At 67.7% G+C, this 16446-nt stretch carries 13 protein-coding genes and 1 pseudogene; 13 read left to right on the top strand and 1 reads right to left on the bottom strand.

All coding sequences use genetic code 11. From position 1 onward, the window contains the following. The first annotated feature begins 89 nt into the window (after window positions 1-89). The 4 genes from ssuD (at window position 90) to ACOAPY_RS20400 (ending at window position 3251) form a co-directional block, all read left to right on the top strand. Window positions 90-1238: an FMNH2-dependent alkanesulfonate monooxygenase gene (ssuD, locus tag ACOAPY_RS20415; RefSeq protein WP_465154527.1), complete on the top strand. Its 1149-nt coding sequence runs from the start codon at window positions 90-92 to the stop codon at window positions 1236-1238. Between the two features lie 160 nt (window positions 1239-1398). Then, window positions 1399-2193: an aliphatic sulfonate ABC transporter permease SsuC gene (ssuC, locus tag ACOAPY_RS20410; RefSeq protein WP_465154526.1), complete on the top strand. Its 795-nt coding sequence runs from the start codon at window positions 1399-1401 to the stop codon at window positions 2191-2193. Then, window positions 2190-2990 carry an aliphatic sulfonates ABC transporter ATP-binding protein gene (gene ssuB, locus ACOAPY_RS20405; protein ID WP_286948668.1) on the top strand — a complete coding sequence of 267 codons (801 nt, stop codon included), beginning with the start codon at window positions 2190-2192 and terminating at the stop codon, window positions 2988-2990. The genes ssuC and ssuB overlap by 4 nt, the downstream gene beginning before the upstream one ends. A 45-nt stretch (window positions 2991-3035) precedes the next feature. Continuing rightward, window positions 3036-3251: a TOBE domain-containing protein gene (locus tag ACOAPY_RS20400; protein WP_076427208.1), complete on the top strand. Its 216-nt coding sequence runs from the start codon at window positions 3036-3038 to the stop codon at window positions 3249-3251. A gap of 6 nt (window positions 3252-3257) precedes the next feature. On the opposite strand, the gene dibA is transcribed toward ACOAPY_RS20400, so the two are convergent. Beyond that, a complete protein-coding gene (gene dibA / locus ACOAPY_RS20395) occupies window positions 3258-5528 on the bottom strand; it encodes a phosphodiesterase DibA (protein ID WP_465154525.1) in 2271 nt (756 codons plus the stop codon). A 167-nt stretch (window positions 5529-5695) separates the two neighbouring features. On the opposite strand from dibA, the gene desA reads away from it, so the two are divergent. From desA to ACOAPY_RS20350, 9 genes and pseudogenes are all read left to right on the top strand, one after another. Further along, window positions 5696-6880: a delta-9 fatty acid desaturase DesA gene (desA, locus tag ACOAPY_RS20390; RefSeq protein WP_076581329.1), complete on the top strand. Its 1185-nt coding sequence runs from the start codon at window positions 5696-5698 to the stop codon at window positions 6878-6880. Between the two features lie 141 nt (window positions 6881-7021). Continuing rightward, window positions 7022-7795: pseudogene (locus ACOAPY_RS20385) on the top strand (PAS domain-containing protein); the annotation flags it as partial. Window positions 7796-7885: 90 nt separating this feature from the next. Continuing rightward, on the top strand, window positions 7886-8338 hold the full coding sequence (locus tag ACOAPY_RS20380; RefSeq protein WP_465156886.1) for a methyl-accepting chemotaxis protein: 453 nt from the start codon (window positions 7886-7888) through the stop codon (window positions 8336-8338). A 78-nt stretch (window positions 8339-8416) separates the two neighbouring features. Next, entirely contained in the window at window positions 8417-9988 is a 1572-nt protein-coding gene (locus ACOAPY_RS20375; protein WP_465154524.1) for a CARDB domain-containing protein, read from the top strand. Window positions 9989-10047: 59 nt separating this feature from the next. Further along, on the top strand, window positions 10048-12201 hold the full coding sequence (locus ACOAPY_RS20370) for a TonB-dependent receptor (RefSeq protein ID WP_465154523.1): 2154 nt from the start codon (window positions 10048-10050) through the stop codon (window positions 12199-12201). A 37-nt stretch (window positions 12202-12238) separates the two neighbouring features. Continuing rightward, window positions 12239-13780, top strand: coding sequence for a hypothetical protein (locus tag ACOAPY_RS20365; protein WP_465154522.1), 1542 nt, complete (start codon window positions 12239-12241; stop codon window positions 13778-13780). Further along, window positions 13777-14340, top strand: a complete 564-nt coding sequence (locus tag ACOAPY_RS20360; RefSeq protein ID WP_465154521.1) for a sigma-70 family RNA polymerase sigma factor — start codon at window positions 13777-13779, stop codon at window positions 14338-14340. Before ACOAPY_RS20365 ends, ACOAPY_RS20360 begins: the two co-directional genes overlap by 4 nt. Before the next feature lie 60 nt (window positions 14341-14400). Further along, window positions 14401-15024, top strand: a complete 624-nt coding sequence (locus ACOAPY_RS20355) for an anti-sigma factor family protein (RefSeq protein ID WP_465154520.1) — start codon at window positions 14401-14403, stop codon at window positions 15022-15024. After that, window positions 15021-16397, top strand: a complete 1377-nt coding sequence (locus tag ACOAPY_RS20350; RefSeq protein WP_465154519.1) for a S8 family serine peptidase — start codon at window positions 15021-15023, stop codon at window positions 16395-16397. The genes ACOAPY_RS20355 and ACOAPY_RS20350 overlap by 4 nt, the downstream gene beginning before the upstream one ends. Window positions 16398-16446: the final 49 nt, after the last annotated feature.

Genomic DNA, 16446 nt, shown 5'->3' with positions numbered 1-16446 from the left:
AGACCGGCTCTTCCCTCACCCCTGCGCGGGCCGCCCCGACCCCTCTCCCAAGGGGAGAGGGGAGAACGACTTTTCAAGGAGACCACTCCATGAGCCTGAATATCTTCTGGTTCCTCCCCACCCACGGCGACGGCAAGTACCTCGGCACCGCCGAAGGCGCGCGTGCCGTCGACCATGGCTACCTCACCCAGATCGCCCAGGCCGCCGACCGCCTCGGCTTCGGTGGCGTGCTGATCCCCACCGGGCGTTCCTGCGAGGACTCCTGGCTGGTGGCTGCCTCGCTGATCCCGGTGACGCAGAACCTGAAGTTCCTGGTCGCCCTGCGCCCCGGGATCATCTCGCCCACCGTGGCCGCGCGCCAGGCGGCGACCCTGGATCGTCTGTCGGGCGGCCGCGCGTTGTTCAACCTGGTCACCGGCGGCGACCCGGATGAGCTGGCCGGCGACGGCCTGCACCTGTCGCACGAGGAGCGCTACGAGGCCTCCGTCGAGTTCACCCGCATCTGGCGCCGCGTGCTGGAGGGCGAGACGGTCGACTACGCCGGCAAGCATATCCAGGTGCAGGGCGCCAAGCTGCTCTACCCGCCGCTCCAACAGCCGCGCCCGCCGCTGTACTTCGGTGGCTCCTCCGAGGCCGCCCAGGACCTGGCCGCCGAGCAGGTCGAGCTGTACCTGACCTGGGGCGAGCCGCCGGCCGCGGTGGCCGAGAAGATCGCCGCCGTGCGCGAGAAGGCCGCGGCCCAAGGGCGCGAGGTGCGTTTCGGCATTCGCCTGCACGTGATCGTGCGCGAGACCAACGAAGAGGCCTGGGCCGCCGCCGACCGGCTGATCAGTCACCTGGACCAGGACACCATCGACCGCGCCCAGGCCTCTCTGGCGCGCTTCGATTCGGTCGGCCAGCAGCGCATGGCCGCCCTGCATGGCGGCAAGAAGGACAACCTGGAAGTCAGCCCCAACCTCTGGGCCGGGGTCGGCCTGGTGCGTGGCGGCGCCGGCACCGCGCTGGTCGGCGATGGCCCGACCGTGGCCGCGCGGGTGAAGGAGTACGCCGGCCTTGGCATCGACACCTTCATCTTCTCCGGCTACCCGCACCTGGAGGAGTCGTACCGGGTCGCCGAGCTGCTGTTCCCGCACCTGGACATCGCCCAGCCGGAACGCCCGGCGTCGCGCGGCTACGTCAGCCCGTTCGGCGAAATGATCTCCAGCGACATTCTGCCCAAGGCGGCTGCGGCCAGTTAAAAGGCACCCTCTCCCCAGCCCTCTCCCATCAATGGGAGAGGGAGCAGACCTACGCTGCCCGCCAGTGCGCCGGCACGGGCTTGGCTCCCCTCTCCCGCTTGCGGGAGAGGGGCTGGGGGAGAGGGTGGTTGTCCACACTCACAGTTAAGGAGCGTTGAGCATGTCGACGCACAGGCTACACAACATGGGTCGCCGCCTGGCGCCCTGGGCCCTGCCCGTGGCCCTGCTGGCGATCTGGCAGGGCGCGGTGGTGGCTGGTTGGCTATCCACCCGCATCCTGCCGGCGCCGAGCGCGGTCATCGCGGCCGGCTGGGCGCTGCTGGAAAGCGGCGAGATCTGGACCCACCTGGCCATCAGCGGGCAGCGCGCCGCCATCGGCTTCGCCATCGGCGGCGGCCTGGGGCTGCTGCTCGGTTTCATCACCGGCCTGTCCAACTGGGGCGAGCGTTTCCTCGACAGCTCGGTGCAGATGATCCGCAACGTGCCGCACCTGGCGCTGATCCCGCTGGTAATTCTGTGGTTCGGCATCGACGAGGCGGCGAAGATCTTCCTGGTCGCCCTCGGCACCCTGTTCCCCATCTACCTCAACACCTACCACGGCATCCGCAATGTCGACCCGGCGCTGGTGGAAATGGCGCGCAGCTATGGCCTCAGGGGCTTCGCCCTGTTCTGGCAGGTAATCCTGCCCGGCGCGCTGCCGTCGATCCTGGTCGGCGTGCGCTTCGCCCTAGGCTTCATGTGGCTCACGTTGATCGTCGCCGAGACCATTTCCGCCAGCAGCGGCATCGGCTACCTGGCGATGAACGCCCGCGAGTTCCTGCAGACCGACGTGGTGGTGCTGGCCATTCTGCTCTACGCGGTACTCGGCAAGCTGGCCGATGTGGCCGCTCGCCTGCTCGAGCGCACCTGGCTGCGCTGGCACCCGGCCTACCAGGCCAAGGCAGGTGTGCGATGACCGCCCTGCACAGCATCCGCCAGGGCATTCCCCTCGCGGTGAAAGGCATCCGCAAGGCGTTTGGCGAGCGCGAGGTGCTGCAGGGCATCGACCTGCACATCCCGGCCGGGCAGTTCGTCGCCGTGGTCGGCCGCAGCGGCTGCGGCAAGAGCACCCTGCTGCGCCTGCTGGCCGGCCTCGATCAACCCAGCAGCGGCCAGTTGCTGGCCGGCAACGGTCCGCTGGCCGCCGCCCGCGAGGATACCCGGCTGATGTTCCAGGACGCCCGCCTGCTGCCGTGGAAGCGGGTGATCGACAACGTCGGCCTGGGTCTGTCCGGCGACTGGAAACCCAGGGCCCGCGAGGCACTGGCCGCCGTCGGCCTGGCCGACCGCGCCCAGGAGTGGCCGGCGGCCCTGTCCGGCGGGCAGAAGCAGCGCGTGGCGCTGGCCCGCGCGCTGATCCATCAGCCGCGCCTGCTGCTGCTCGACGAGCCGCTCGGTGCACTGGACGCGCTGACCCGTATCGAGATGCAGCAGCTGATCGAGCGCCTGTGGCAGCAGCACGGCTTCACCGTGCTGCTGGTGACCCACGACGTGGCCGAGGCGGTGGCGGTGGCCGACCGGGTGATCCTGATCGAGGACGGCCGCATCGGCCTGGACCTGGCCGTCGACCTGCCCCGCCCGCGCCAGCGCGGCTCGGCGCGCCTGGCCGCGCTGGAGGCCGAGGTGCTCGGCCGGGTGCTGGCGCTGCCCGAGCTGCCGACGCAGCCGGACCCCGTTTCCCCCCTGCCCACGCAGCTGCGTTGGGCGTTGTAACCCCTCTCCCGGACTGTTTCCGGGCTACCTCAAAGGAGCAACACCATGACCATTAAAGCCATCAACGTACGCAACCAGTTCAAGGGCACCATCAAGGAGATCGTGATTGGCGACGTACTCTCGGAGATCGACGTGCAAACCGCTGCCGGCATCGTCACCTCGGTGATCACCACTCGCTCGGTGCGCGAGCTGGAGCTGCAGGTAGGCAGTGAGGTGATCGCCTTCGTCAAATCCACCGAGGTGTCGATTGCCAAGCTCTAAGGCGCTTTAGGCCGTGTGCGTGACCACCCGCAACTGCTCGGCCGGTTGCGGGCGACCGAACCAGTAGCCCTGGCCGTAGCCACAGCCGATCTGCTGGAGGTAGTTGGCCTGCTCCTCGGTTTCTATACCCTCGGCCAGCACGCGCAGGCCCAGGCTCTGGCCAAGGCTGACGACAGCTCGCGCGATGGCGGCGTCCTCATGGTCCTGCGGCAGGCCGCGGACGAAGCTCTGGTCGAGTTTGAGCTTGTTCACGGGCAGCCGCTTGAGCCTTGCCAGCGAGGAATACCCGGTACCAAAGTCGTCGATGGCCAGGCGCACGCCGAAGCCCTGCAATTGACGCAGTAGCTCAAGGGCACGGTCGGCGTCGTCCATGACCGCGCTTTCGGTCACTTCCAGCTCCAGGCGCGCCGGCTCCAGCCCGGTTTCACGCAGGACGTGCTCGACTCGCTGATCCAGTTCGCCCCGGCTGAACAGGCGGCTGGAGACGTTCACCGCCACGAACTCCAGTGGCACGCCCTGCGCCTGCCAGCGCACCATCTGCGCGCAGGCCTGCTCCAGTACCCAGGCGTCAATCGCTCCGATCAGGCCGCTGTCCTCGGCCACCGGGATGAACTCGCCCGGCGGCACCAGGCCGCGCTGTGGATGTTGCCAGCGTACCAGGGCCTCGACGCCGATCAGGGCATGGTCGTTCAGGCGGTGGATGGGCTGGTAGTGCACCCGCAGCTGGTCATGTTCCAGTGCCTGACGCAGTTCCGCTTCCAGTTTCACCCGCAGGCGCGCCTGAGCCGTCATGTCCTGGCTGTAGAAGCTGAACGCCTGACGCCCGCTGCTTTTGGCACGGAACAGCGCGGAGTCGGCATTGCGCAGCAATTGCTCCACCGAGTCGCCATCGTCGGGGAACAGGCTGATACCGATGCTGGCGCCGATGAAAATGGTCTGCTCGTCAACGATGAACGGCTGCGCCAGGCAATCCTGCACACGCTGCGCCAGCGAGGAAGCCTGCTCGGCCTGAGTACCGTCGTGGCTGAGCAGGCCAAACTCGTCACCGCCCAGGCGTGCCAGCGTCACCTTGCTGCCCAGACCCTCGCTCAGGCGCGTGCCGATGAGCTTGAGCAGGCGGTCGCCGAAGCTGTGACCGAGGCTTTCGTTGACGATCTTGAAATGGTCGAGGTCGATCAGCAGCAGAGCACCACGGCGACCGTCCTGGCGGGCGCGCTGCAACGCCTGCTCGATGCGTTCGCCGAACAGCAGGCGGTTGGGCAGCGTGGTCAGCGGGTCGTGGTGCGCCAGGTAGTCCAGTTCGCGTTGCGAGCGCTTGATCGCGCTGATGTCGGAGAACACCGCGACGTAGTGGCTGAGGTTGCCGTTCTCGTCATGGATGCTGCGGATGCACTGCCACATCGGGAAGATCTCGCCGCCCTTGCGCCGGTTCCAGATCTCTCCGCTCCAGGAACCACGCTGTTCCAGGGCGTGCCACAGGCTCTTGTAGAAGTCGAGGTCGTGGTGCCCTGACTTGAACAGTCGCGGCGACTGTCCCAGCACATCCTCGGGGGCATAGCCGGTGATGCGGCTGAATGCCGGGTTGACGTGCACGATTCGCATATCGCGATCAGTGACCAGCACGCCTTCGAGGGTGCTGTCGAAGACCGCCGCGGCCTGGCGCAGGCTGTCCTCGTCGGCGCGACGCTGGGTGATGTCGCTGGAGGTGCCGATGAAGCGATCCGGCCGGCCGGCGGCGTCGAGCAGCAGCTGCCCGCGAGAGTAGATCCAGCGGTATTCGCCATCACGGTGGCGCAGTCGGAAGATGCCCTCGTAATGCGCTGTCCGCTCCTCGAGCAGCGCGCGCAGGCGCTCCTCGGCCATCTTGCGGTCATCCGGATGCAGGCGCGACATCCAGGCCTGCTGGTCCTGGCCGAACTCCTGTGACGTGAAGCCGAGCAGGGCGCAATAGCGTGGCGAGTAGAACACCCGCTGGCTCTTCATGTCCCAGTCCCACATGCCCTCCTGAGCGGAATCCAGCGCCAGGGCCAGGCGTTCCTCGTTCTCCTTCAGTTCCCGGCGTGCCTGGTCCTGCTTGCGCCAGTGGCGCAGCAGCACGGCATAGAGCACCAGGCTGCTGAGCAGCACGAAGCCCAGGCCTTTCAGGGTCTGGAAGTGGCTGAGGGTTTCACGGTCGAAGCCCAGACCCAGCAGGAGGGTATCGCTGCACAGCACCCAGAACACCGAGGCGATCAGGTAAAGCAGGGTGAGCTGCAGCGGTTTGCGCTGAATAATCATGGGGGAACTGGTCGGGGGCGAGTTTTGCGAAATGCCGCACATTATAGATAAGACGGCATCCAGTGCATTCTCGTCTAACGGCGCACTGGCATTCTCCCGCAGCTTGGGGATAATGCCGGGGAGACTGAGTTTACAGTCGTTCTCTTCCCCGCGAGGCTACACCCTACATGTGGTACAACGGTTTACTCGACCTGTCGCCCTGGCAACTGGTGGCGGTCACCCTGGTGCTGACCCATATCACCATCGTCAGCGTCACCGTCTACCTGCACCGCTACTCCGCGCACCGCGCGCTGGAATTGCACCCGGCACTCAAGCATTTCTTCCGTTTCTGGCTGTGGCTGACCACCGGCCAGAACACCCGCGAGTGGACGGCCATCCACCGCAAGCACCACGCCAAGTGCGAAACCGTCGATGACCCGCACAGCCCGGTGATCAAGGGCCTGAGCACCGTGCTGCGCAAGGGCGCGGAGCTCTACCAGGCGGAGGCTAAGAACGAAGAGACCCTGCGCATCTATGGCAAGAACTGCCCGGATGACTGGATCGAGCGCAACCTCTACAGCCGCTTCCAGATTGGCGGCGTGACGCTGATGGCGATCATCGACCTGGCCCTGTTCGGTGTGCTCGGCATGACCGTGTGGGCGATCCAGATGATGTGGATCCCGGTGTGGGCAGCCGGTGTGATCAACGGCCTGGGCCATGCCGTTGGCTACCGCAACTTCGAGTGCCGTGATGCCGCCACCAACCTGGTGCCCTGGGGCATCCTGATCGGCGGCGAGGAGCTGCACAACAACCACCACACCTACCCGAACAGCGCCAAGCTGTCGGTGAAGAAGTGGGAGTTCGACCTGGGCTGGGCCTGGATCCAGCTGTTCAGCTTCCTGCGTCTGGCCAAGGTGCAGCGCGTGGCGCCCATTGCCCACCGCGTCGAGGGCAAGCGCAGCCTGGACATGGATACCGCCATGGCCATCCTCAACAACCGCTTCCAGATCATGGCGCAGTACCGCAAGCTGGTGATCAAGCCGCTGGTGCAGCAGGAGCTGGCCAAGGCCGATGCCTCGGCCCGCCACCTGTTCCGCCGCGCCAAGCGTCTGCTGTCGCGCGAGACCAGCCTGCTCGACGAGACCCATCAGGCGCGCATCGCCGCGATGCTGGAGCAGAGCCAGGCGCTCAAGGTGATCTACGAGAAGCGCATCGCTCTGCAGCAGATCTGGGTCAGGACCAGCAGCAACGGCCACGAGATGCTGGAGGCGATCAAGCAGTGGGTACACGAGGCCGAGGCCAGCGGTATCCAGTCGCTGCGCGACTTCGCCGAGCAGCTCAAGACCTACTCGCTACGCCCTGCCACGGCCTGAGCCTGGTCAGTCAGAAAAGCCCGCCGATTGGCGGGCTTTTTCGTTAAAGGGGGCCTCAGAAACGCCGATAGCGCGGAGGTGGACAGGCGAACTCCTCTCGCCTAGACATTTCAGTCTGTGCCCCCTCTCGCCGAGGTCATCATGTTTGGATTCTCTCCACGCAGTGAGCTGCAGCAATGCCAGGAAAGGCTCTACAAGAGCGAGCAGCTGTTGGCGGCTATTCGTCAGAGCATGGCGGTAATCGAGTTCACGCCACAGGGCGAGATCGTCGATGCCAACGCGGCATTTCTTGGCGTGGTTGGTTACAGCCTCGACGAGGTGCGGGGTCGGCATCATCGGATCTTCTGTTCCCAGGAGATGCTGAATCGCCCGGACTATAGCCAGTTCTGGCGACGTTTGGCTCAGGGCGAGAGCTTCAGCGACCGCTTCATGCGCCGCACCAAGGATGGGCGGGAAGTTTGGCTGGAAGCCAGCTACATGCCAGTGCGCGATGCTGCCGGTCGCGTAGATCGGGTGGTCAAGATAGCCACTGACATTACCCGGCAGATTCAAGTCGAAAACCAGCATAACAGTCTGCTGAAGGCAATCGAGCGCTCAATGGCGGTGATCGAGTTCAACCTGCTGGGCGAGGTCTGCGAGGCCAATGAGAATTTTCTCCAGACCATGGGGTATAGGCTTGAGGAAGTCCGTGGCAAGCATCACAGCCTGTTCTGTGAGCCGAAGGAGGCGACCAGTGATGAGTATCGGCGTTTTTGGCAGCGCTTAAATCAGGGCGAATACATCTCTGATCGCTTCAAGCGTATTGCCAAAGGTGGACGTGTGGTTTGGTTGCGCGCCACGTATAACCCGCTTTTTGACGCTCATGGCAAGCTTTACGGGGTGGTCAAGTTCGCCAGCGACATTACCGCCCAGGTCGACCACCGGGAGGCCGAATCGGCGGCCGCGCAACTGGCCTTCGATATCGCTCGCGAGACGGATGAGAGCGCCGTCAAAGGTGCTGCCACCGTGGAGGAGACCGTACAGGTCGTGCGCGGAATCGCCGATGAGTTGAGCCAGGTATCTCAGCAGATAGGGGCCCTAAGCAACCAGTCAGAGCGCATCAGCAGCATTGTTCAGGTGATTCGCGGCATTGCCGAGCAGACTAATTTGCTAGCGCTCAATGCCGCCATTGAAGCAGCGCGTGCCGGTGAGCAAGGTCGTGGTTTTGCTGTGGTGGCTGATGAGGTGCGCAACCTTGCGGCGCGAACCAGTCAGGCAACGATCGAGATCAACGAGGTCGTGCAGCAGAACCAGGAGCTGGCGCATCGGGCGGTAGCTGGCATGAGCGGCAGCCAGGGCAAGGTGGAGGAGGGTGTGCGTCTTGCTAACCAGGCCGGTGAGGTCATGTTGGAGATTCGTGATGAGGCGCAGCGGGTGGTCGACGCTATTGGTCAGTTCACTCAGGCATTTCAGGACTGAATCCTCGTAAAAAAGTGAACCGCTGCCGGGCCGGCGCACGACTGAGGGGTGTCATCCACCCGGCAGGAGAGCCCGGTCATGCAACGCACAGTTATCCCTCTGTTTCTCGGCCTGTTGCTGGCAGGTTTCGCTCAGGCCGAGGATGCCTACCGTCCACGCAATATCACGCCGGGCGATCTGCTCACCGGTATCAAGAGCATCGAGGTCAAGCAGACCGGCGCCTTGCCGGTGATCCGCGTGCAGTCCGATGGTACCCGCTACAGTTCGGTTGAACCCGGCCAGCAGCTGGTGTGGCAGGCCACCAGTCAGGTCGAGTGCCGGGGCGTGCGCAAGATCGAGCGACTGATCTGGTGGCTCAACGACAACAGCCAGGCCAACCCGCACAGTTACTACGCCTACCACAAGCGTCTGGCGCAGAAGGACTGGATCACCATCAAGTCCAAGCACAACGCCCGCAGCAGCAGCGGCAGCATCGCCGTGCCGGTTGGTGCGCAGCTGGCCAATGCCGCCGTGCAGGCCTGCAATGCCCACCTCAAGGCGGAGCTGGGCAAGGGGCGTGAGCTGCGCCAGGTGCTGGGGCAGGCGCACCGTCTGCCGGCCAGCGACAAGCCGATGCTGGGTGGCGTGGTGTTTCTGCAGTGCGCGGGGCTGGACGAGCTCAACGCCCATGCCTGGCAGAACGTGAAGGTGGAAACCCTCTGCGAGGGCTATCCGTTCCCGCCCAGCGCACCCAAGCCGCAGGGCCTGGACCTGGCCGCTGCCTTTGCCCTGGAAGCGCCCAAGCTCAAGGTCGAGCCGACGCCCTATAGCGGCAGCTGCCCGGTCACCCTCAAGGCCGAGGGCACGCTCAAGGGCAATCAGGGGCAGAAACAGGTGCAGTACCGCTGGGCGCACAACGGCGGCTTGGGACCCGTCTACACCACCACTCTCAACACCAGCGGCTGGCGCAGTGTCAGCACCCAGCTCAAGGACATCGGCAAGGTCGGCGGTGGCAACCTCAAGCTGGCTCAGCCCAAGCCGCAGGCGCAGCAAGGCGGACTGCCGCTCAAGGCGCATGCCGACAACGTGCACAGTGGCCAGGTCGAGTTGCGCGTGCTGCCAGCCGGCGAGCAGGACTGGAGCAAGGCCAAGCGTGCCAGCGCCGGTTACCAGGTGACCTGCAAGGAGCCGCCGAAGCCGGCCCCGGATCAGCTGAGCGCGCCGCAACCCAGGCCGGCGCAGATCGACCTGTCCTATGCGCCCGGGCTCACCATCGGCAGCACCACCGGCCAGTGGGGTGGCAGCCTCCAGGTCGACGCCAGCCAGGCGGGCCGGCAACGCGAGGGGCGCTGCGAGCTGCGCCTGGTCTACGATGTGATGAACCTGGGCAAGGCCGCAGCTGGCGCCTTCGTCAGCCGTGTGCGCGAGGACCAGCAGCAGCTGCACCACGCGGCCATTGCTGGGTTGGGCGGTAGCGCGCAACACAGGGTGTCCGGCCTGATCTACCTGGGCAACGGCACGCACCTGCTGACTCTGTCGGTCGATGACCAGCAGCAGGTTGGGGAAAGCAACGAGAGCAATAACAAAGCACGGGTCACGGTGGAAGTGCGCAACTGTGGCCAAACCCAACCCGGCCGGGCGCCGCTGCGCGCTCCGGTCCTGCCCCAGTGAGCCACGCCGACCGCCCGCCAGGCGTGGGCGGCCGCTGGTGCGAACGTCAGGAACAGGCCATGAAACTCCTGCACCTTAACCGTCACTGCTGTGCGCTGCTGCTGGCCGGGCTGGTCGGCCAGGCCGGCGCCGCGGAGACGCTGACCCTCGAACCCGGGCAGACCCAGCTGAGCTTCAGCGTGCCGGGGCTGGAAAGCGTCGGCGCGGGCGACCAGCTGGCCGTCGAGCTCGACGGCTACGACGTCACCGCGCTGGTCAGTCGCAGCGACGCCGCGTTTCTCCTCGACCTCAGCGGCCCGCTGGGCGAGGGCAGCCACCCGTTGCTGGTGATGGTGTTCCACGCCGATGGCAACGTCGCCACCCTGCTGGAGGCGGAGGTGCAGGTTGGCGCCGCACCGCTGCCGGAGGATGGTGCTGCGCCGCAAGGCGAGGTGGCCGTCGCGGACGAGCTGGTCGGGCCGTTGCCGGCCGACGCCGGCGAGGCCGCTCAGGTCGGGTCCTCGCCGGCGCATCGCTACACCCTCTACGGCCTGCTCAGCAACAGCTACCGGGTCGACGAGAAGGATGCGGCCAGTTATCCGGACACCCCGCGCTACGCCAGCAACGGCGGCCTCAGCTATCGCGGCGAAGGCGGTGGTGGTGACTGGCAGTGGCAGGCCGAGGTTGATGCGCTGTACGACAACCTCAGCGAGAACAACCCCACCGGCAACGAGTGGGAGCTGCCCAACTACCGCCTGGCCGCCACGCGCGGCAGTGGCCTGCAGCGCCAGGGCGTGGCCCTGGGCAACTACGGCGTGCTGCGCGAGGATTTGCTGTTCAGCGCCTACCAGCGTCGCGGCGCCGTGGTCACCCTGGGCGATGCGCTGGAGGGGCCGCTGCAGCTGGATGTGTTCGGCCTGCAGAGCGAGCCGCTGACCGACTACAACCGCCGCCTCGGCTTCCCGCAGAGTGGCAGCGAGCGCAGCAGCGGCGGTCTGCTCACCTTCACCCCGCTGCAGGACGACCCGCAGCTGCTGCAGCTGAGCGCCGCCTATATCAACGGCGAGACCACCGACAGCGGCACCGCCTGGCTGTCGCCGGATCAGCAGACCCGCTACGGCGGCGACAGCTGGAACCTGGCGGTGGATTCGCGCCTGGGCGAGAACAGCCTGTGGCTGCATGCCGACTATGCGTGGTCGAGTTTCGACAGCGACGGCCTCGGTCGTGGCGAAGATGAGCAGGACGACACCTCACACGACCTGCAGGCACAGTTCAGCTCCGGCCAGTGGTTCCCGGCCGGGCCCTTCGACCAGTGGAACCTGACCCTGCAGCGGCGCGAGGTGGGCCTGGATTTCTTCACCCTGGGCAACCTGTCGCTGCCCGGCGACCTGCGCCTGGACCGCCTCAACTGGCAAGGCTACCTGGGCAACCTGCAGCTCGATGCCGAGCTGGCGCGCGAGACCAACAACCTCGACGATCAGGACCAGGTGGCCGACCAGATCGCCGACCGCCGCGTGCTCAACCTCTACTACTACCCGACGGTGGATGGCGAGGCGTTGCCCTGGCGCCTGCTCGGCCTGCCCTCGCTGAACGCCGGCTACAGCAACACCCGCCGCCGGCAGGACGAGGAGGACGCGCAGCGGGTTGGCTTCGACCTGGACGACCGCACCCGCGAGTCGCTGTTCGGCGCCAGCTTCTACCACGCGCGCTGGAACTGGTCGGTGCAGCACACCGTGCAGGGCACCGATGACCGCTCGCAGGCGGTCGAGCAGAACGGCTACCTGATCTACGAGCCGCCGTCGGACCAGCGCAACCGCTTCACCACCCTGCAGGTCGGCTACATGCCGCTGGACTCGCTGAGCCTGTCCACCAGCTGGCAGTGGAACAAGCTGCAGGAAACCGACGACGACAACGTCTACCGCGGCATCAGCCGTGGCCTGGACCTGGCCTGGCAGATCGTGCCCGAGCGCTGGCGCCTGAATGCCTCCTACTACCGTGGCCGCGACACCAGCCACCTGGGCGACACCGATTTCCTCGGCGACAGCGTGCTGCAGCAGAGCGCCCATCTGCAGCTGACCTGGACCGTGGCCCAGCCCGACGGGCTGAGCCCGGGGCTGGACTGGTTCCTCAAGGGCAGCTACGCGCAGCAAGACAGTCGCCTCTATGACCAGGCGCAGGAGGACTGGCAGCTGCTGCTGGGCTTCGACCTGCGCTGGGATACCCACAACTATTGATGAGAGTCCCGCGCCTGGCGCGGGCGGAAGGTGAACCATGAAAGCTCTCCCTCGACTCCTCCTGGCCGTGCTGCTGCCCTGGCTGCCACTGGCCGCCGAGGCCGTGTTGCTGGGCGCCAGCGCGCAACCGGCGCAGCGCCAGTTGCTGGCCAATCAGGACAACAACTGGGCGGTGAACTGGACCGTCACCAGCGATTCTGCCCACTCCACCGGCGCTGCCTCGCCCGTGGCGCGCATCGTCAACCCCTCCGGCGGCGCCGTCCTGGCCACGGTCGGCGGCACGCTCAGCCAGGGCGGCACGGGGCCCTTCCTGTTCGGCGAGTTCATTGCCGTGCCCCAGGCCACGGTGCAGGCCTGGCAGGCCAACGGCCTGCGCCGGGTGCTGCTGGTGCGCGACTTCTCGCCGGTGTCCGGTGGTGGCACCGTACGCGCCCAGCAGGTGCTGATCCTGCCGGCGGTGTCCGGTGCGCTACGCGCGGTGCAGATCCAGCCGGCGCAGCGTCAACTGCTGGCCAGCCAGAACAACCGGCTGGCGCTGGCCTGGCAGGTGGTGGCCAGCCAGGGCTACAGCGATGGCGTGAGTTCCACCCAGGCGCGGGTGATCGACCCCGCCAGCGGCAGCGTGCTGACGACACTCGGAGGGCGTCTTGCCGCCGAGGGCGGCGGCCCCTTCCTGCTGCGCGAGGAGCTGGAGCTGCCGGCGGCCATCGTGCAGGGCTGGTACGCGCGCGGCCTGCGCCGGCTGCTTCTGCAACGTGAATTCATCGGTGGCAGCTCGCGTCTGCGCAGCCAGGTCACCCTCAACCTGGTCGCCAGCGGCCTGCGCGCGCCGCGCGAGAACCAGAGCGGCGAGCTGCTGGTGCAGCGCCTGAGCCTCAGCTTCAGCGACAACCAGCGGGTCAAGGTGGTGCCGGCCAATACCGATCTGCTGGCCAAGGTGTTGCTGGCCTACAGCGGCAACGGCCTGCTGGAAGGCCGCTGGCAGGTGGCCGAACCAGGCAGCACCGAGGGCAAACCGGTGTACCGCACCCTGACCCTGGTGCGCAGCTACTTGCGCAATGCCCAGCAGAGCAGCCTCAACAGCCCGCCGCTGCCCACCGACAAGGCCGGCAAGTACCGCGTGCGCTTCTGCGTGACCAACCGCGAGCTGATCCCGGCCGATGCCCTGGTGGTGGACGCCGGCTGCCCGCTGGACGGCCTGACGGTGGAGACGGTGTACGAGGTGCTCGGCTCCGGCGAGCTGCGCCGCGGCCCGCTGATCGAGGCCGGCCCGCGCGAGGGTGCGGTCGATGGCGCCAGCCAGTTCCACTGGCAGCCGGTGGCGGGCGCGGTGGTCTACCAGCTGCAGCTGTTCGCCGCCGACGGCCCGCGCGGCGACGACGGCGCGGTGCTCGGCGAGTCGCCCAGCTTCGTCGCCGGCATGCTGCTGCCGGCCAGCGTGAACCGCAGCGCACTCTCGCCGCTGCTGCGCAGCAAGCTGCAGCCGGGGCAGTACTATCTGTGGCGGGTTACCGCCCACGACCAGGGCGGCGCGATGATCGGCCGCAGCCAGGAATGGAGAGTGCGCTACCAGCCATGAGCACCGATACCGACGAGCAACTGCTGCAACGCATCGCCGGCGGCGACCAGCGTGCGCTGCGGCAGTTCTACGAGCGCTTCCACGGCGTGGTCTACCAGTTCTCCCTGCGCACGCTGCACAACGGCGCGGACGCTGCCGAAGTGCTCAACGAGGTGATGCTGGAGGTGTGGCGGCGCGCCGCGACCTTCGCCGGGCAGTCGCAGGTGCGCACCTGGCTGCTGTCGATCACCCGCTACAAGTCGATCGACCTGCTGCGCCGCAAGCGCCCGACCGAGTTGCTCGACGAGGCCGCGCTGGAGGACGAGGCCGCCGGCGAGGCCTGCCCGGCCAGCCTGGCCATCGAGCTGGGCCAGCAGGGCGCGCAGGTGCGCCAGTGCCTCGACCGCCTCAAGGACGGCCATCGCCAGGTGGTCTACCTGACCTTCTTCGAGGAGCTGTCCTACCCGCAGATCGCCGAGATCATGGCCATCCCCAACGGCACCGTGAAGACCCGCATGCTGCACGCCAAGCAGCAGTTGCTGCAGTGCCTGCGCCGCCTGCTGGGCGGTGCTGCGCCATGAACACAATGAACCCTCGGGCTGCCCCCCACGACTCAGTGGCACAGACCCTGGAGGTGAAGCATGAACACTGAACTCGATGATCGGGCGCTGCTGGAGCTGCTGCCCTGGTACCTCAACGGCACCCTGGAGGGCGCCGAACTGGCCGCCGTGGAGGCCCTGCTGCTGCGCTCGGCCGAGGCCCGCGAGGAGCTGGAAGTGCTGCGCCGCCTGGCCGCTGCCGTGCGCGAGCAGGAGCAGGCGCACGAGGCGCCGCCCTTTGAGCTGGGCTGGGCACGGCTGCAGCGCAGCCTGCAGCAGGAGGCGCGGCCGGCGCCGCGGCGCGACTGGTGGAAGCCGGGGCTGGCCGCCGCGGCCGCGTTGGTGATCGCCCTGCAGCTGGGCATCCTGATGCGCCCGGCACAGGTCGACAGCGACTGGCAGCTGCAGAGTGGCGGCAGTGAGCAGGTGCTCAGCGGGGGCTACAGGGTGCAGCTGCGCTTCGTCGAGCATGCCCAGTGGCAGCAGATTCGGGCTCTGTTGCTGGAGCTGGACGCGGTGCTGGTCGACGGCCCCTCGGCGCTGGGCGTGGTGCAGGTGCATGTGCCGGCGGACAAGCGCTTCCGTGATGGCCAGGCCCTGCTGCAGTGGCTGCAACAGCAGGCCGTGGTGCAGCACGCCGCGCTGCTGGCGCGGGAGCAGCCATGAGGCGTTGGGCGCTGCTGCTGGTGCTGTTCCTGAGCCTGCCGCTACAGGCTGCCAGCGACCCCACTGGCGCACCCTCCAGCAGTGTGCCGGTGCCGGGTGGCCCTGCGCCCAGCCCGGCGCCGAGCGCGCCGGCGCCAGCTCCGGCTGCCGTGCCGGCACCTGCTCCTGCCGCGCCCTTACCCGGGGTGGCGCCGGCACCCAGTCCGCCGCCGATACCGCCACCGCGGCGCAGCGGTAGCCTGCTCGACCAGCCACCGCTGCAGGCCGCGCCGGTGCAGTGGCGCGGCGTGGCGCCGCCGCCGGCGGACGATCTGCCGCCGCTGCGCGAGTGGCTGGTGTTCGCTGCCGACCGGGCCGAGGCCGAACGGCAGCGCCTGGCGCTGCAGCCTCTCGGCCTGCGTATCCTGCGCCGCCAGCAGCTGCCCAGCCTGGGCCTGGTGCTCAGCGTGTTCCGCCTGCCGGCGGAGGCCGATGTGCTGCAGCTGGAACGCGAGCTGCGGGCGCGCTTTCCGGACTGGCAGCAGGAGCTCAACCAGCGCTACCGACCGCTGGCGCAACCGGATGCGGCCGAGCTGCAGCTGCGCAACTGGGGCCAGCGCGCCATGGGCCGTGGCCAACCGGCACCGACCGAATGCGGGCGTGGCCTGCAGTTGGCGATGCTCGATGGCCCGGTGAACAGCGCGCTGGCCGAGTTCGCTGGCGCCGATCTGCACTACCAGAGCCTGCCGCCGGCGCAGTACGCCGCCCGCAGCGCCGAGGCGCAGCGCCATGGCACGGCGGTGGCGGCCCTGCTGGTCGGCCGTGTCCAGGTCGCCGGGCTGTTGCCTGGCGCCCGTCTTCAGGCCCTGGGCGTATTTGGCGAGGATCGCGAGGCCGGCCTGCACACCCGCAGTGACTGGCTGATCCTCGCCCTGGAGCGGGTCGCCGCCCTGGAGCCGCCGCCACGGGCGGTCAACCTGAGCTTCGGTGGCGCGCGCAGCCAGTTGCTGGCGGGGCTGTTCGAGCGCCTGGGCGCGCGCCTGCACTTCGTCGCCGCTGCCGGCAACGATGGCCAGGCCGGGGTGCGCTATCCGGCTGCCTACCCCGAGGTATTGGCGGTGGGCGCGGTGGATGCGCGCCTGCGCCGCCTGCGCCAGTCCAACTTCGGCCGTCACCTGGCGCTGGTGGCCCCCGGCGAGGACATCTGGACCCTGGATGGCACGGGGCAGGGCTTCTTTGCCAGCGGCACCTCCTTCGCCGCGCCCTTCGTCAGCGCTGCCCTGGCCCTGGCCGCCTCGCCCGAGGCGCTGCTGGCCCAGGCCCGTGACCTTGGCGCGGCTGGCCGCGACGAACAGTACGGTACCGGCCTGGCGCGCCTGCCCGGCTGTCGCTGAGCCACGCGGTATGCGGGCTGCAGGCTTTACTCAAGGCACCTGGAAGATT

Source organism: Pseudomonas stagnisoli (assembly GCF_048595745.1).
GTDB classification, from domain to species: domain Bacteria; phylum Pseudomonadota; class Gammaproteobacteria; order Pseudomonadales; family Pseudomonadaceae; genus Aquipseudomonas; species Aquipseudomonas alcaligenes_A.
The sequence above is the reverse complement of the archived record's forward strand: the minus strand, read 5'-3'. Positions and strand labels throughout refer to the sequence as shown.

Coding starts and splice junctions, on each gene's coding strand:
- ssuD (WP_465154527.1), top strand. CDS start 90: ATGAGCCTGAATATCTTCTGGTTCCTCCCCACCCACGGCGACGGCAAG.
- ssuC (WP_465154526.1), top strand. CDS start 1,399: ATGTCGACGCACAGGCTACACAACATGGGTCGCCGCCTGGCGCCCTGG.
- ssuB (WP_286948668.1), top strand. CDS start 2,190: ATGACCGCCCTGCACAGCATCCGCCAGGGCATTCCCCTCGCGGTGAAA.
- ACOAPY_RS20400 (WP_076427208.1), top strand. CDS start 3,036: ATGACCATTAAAGCCATCAACGTACGCAACCAGTTCAAGGGCACCATC.
- dibA (WP_465154525.1), bottom strand. CDS start 5,528: ATGATTATTCAGCGCAAACCGCTGCAGCTCACCCTGCTTTACCTGATC.
- desA (WP_076581329.1), top strand. CDS start 5,696: ATGTGGTACAACGGTTTACTCGACCTGTCGCCCTGGCAACTGGTGGCG.
- ACOAPY_RS20375 (WP_465154524.1), top strand. CDS start 8,417: ATGCAACGCACAGTTATCCCTCTGTTTCTCGGCCTGTTGCTGGCAGGT.
- ACOAPY_RS20370 (WP_465154523.1), top strand. CDS start 10,048: ATGAAACTCCTGCACCTTAACCGTCACTGCTGTGCGCTGCTGCTGGCC.
- ACOAPY_RS20365 (WP_465154522.1), top strand. CDS start 12,239: ATGAAAGCTCTCCCTCGACTCCTCCTGGCCGTGCTGCTGCCCTGGCTG.
- ACOAPY_RS20360 (WP_465154521.1), top strand. CDS start 13,777: ATGAGCACCGATACCGACGAGCAACTGCTGCAACGCATCGCCGGCGGC.
- ACOAPY_RS20355 (WP_465154520.1), top strand. CDS start 14,401: ATGAACACTGAACTCGATGATCGGGCGCTGCTGGAGCTGCTGCCCTGG.
- ACOAPY_RS20350 (WP_465154519.1), top strand. CDS start 15,021: ATGAGGCGTTGGGCGCTGCTGCTGGTGCTGTTCCTGAGCCTGCCGCTA.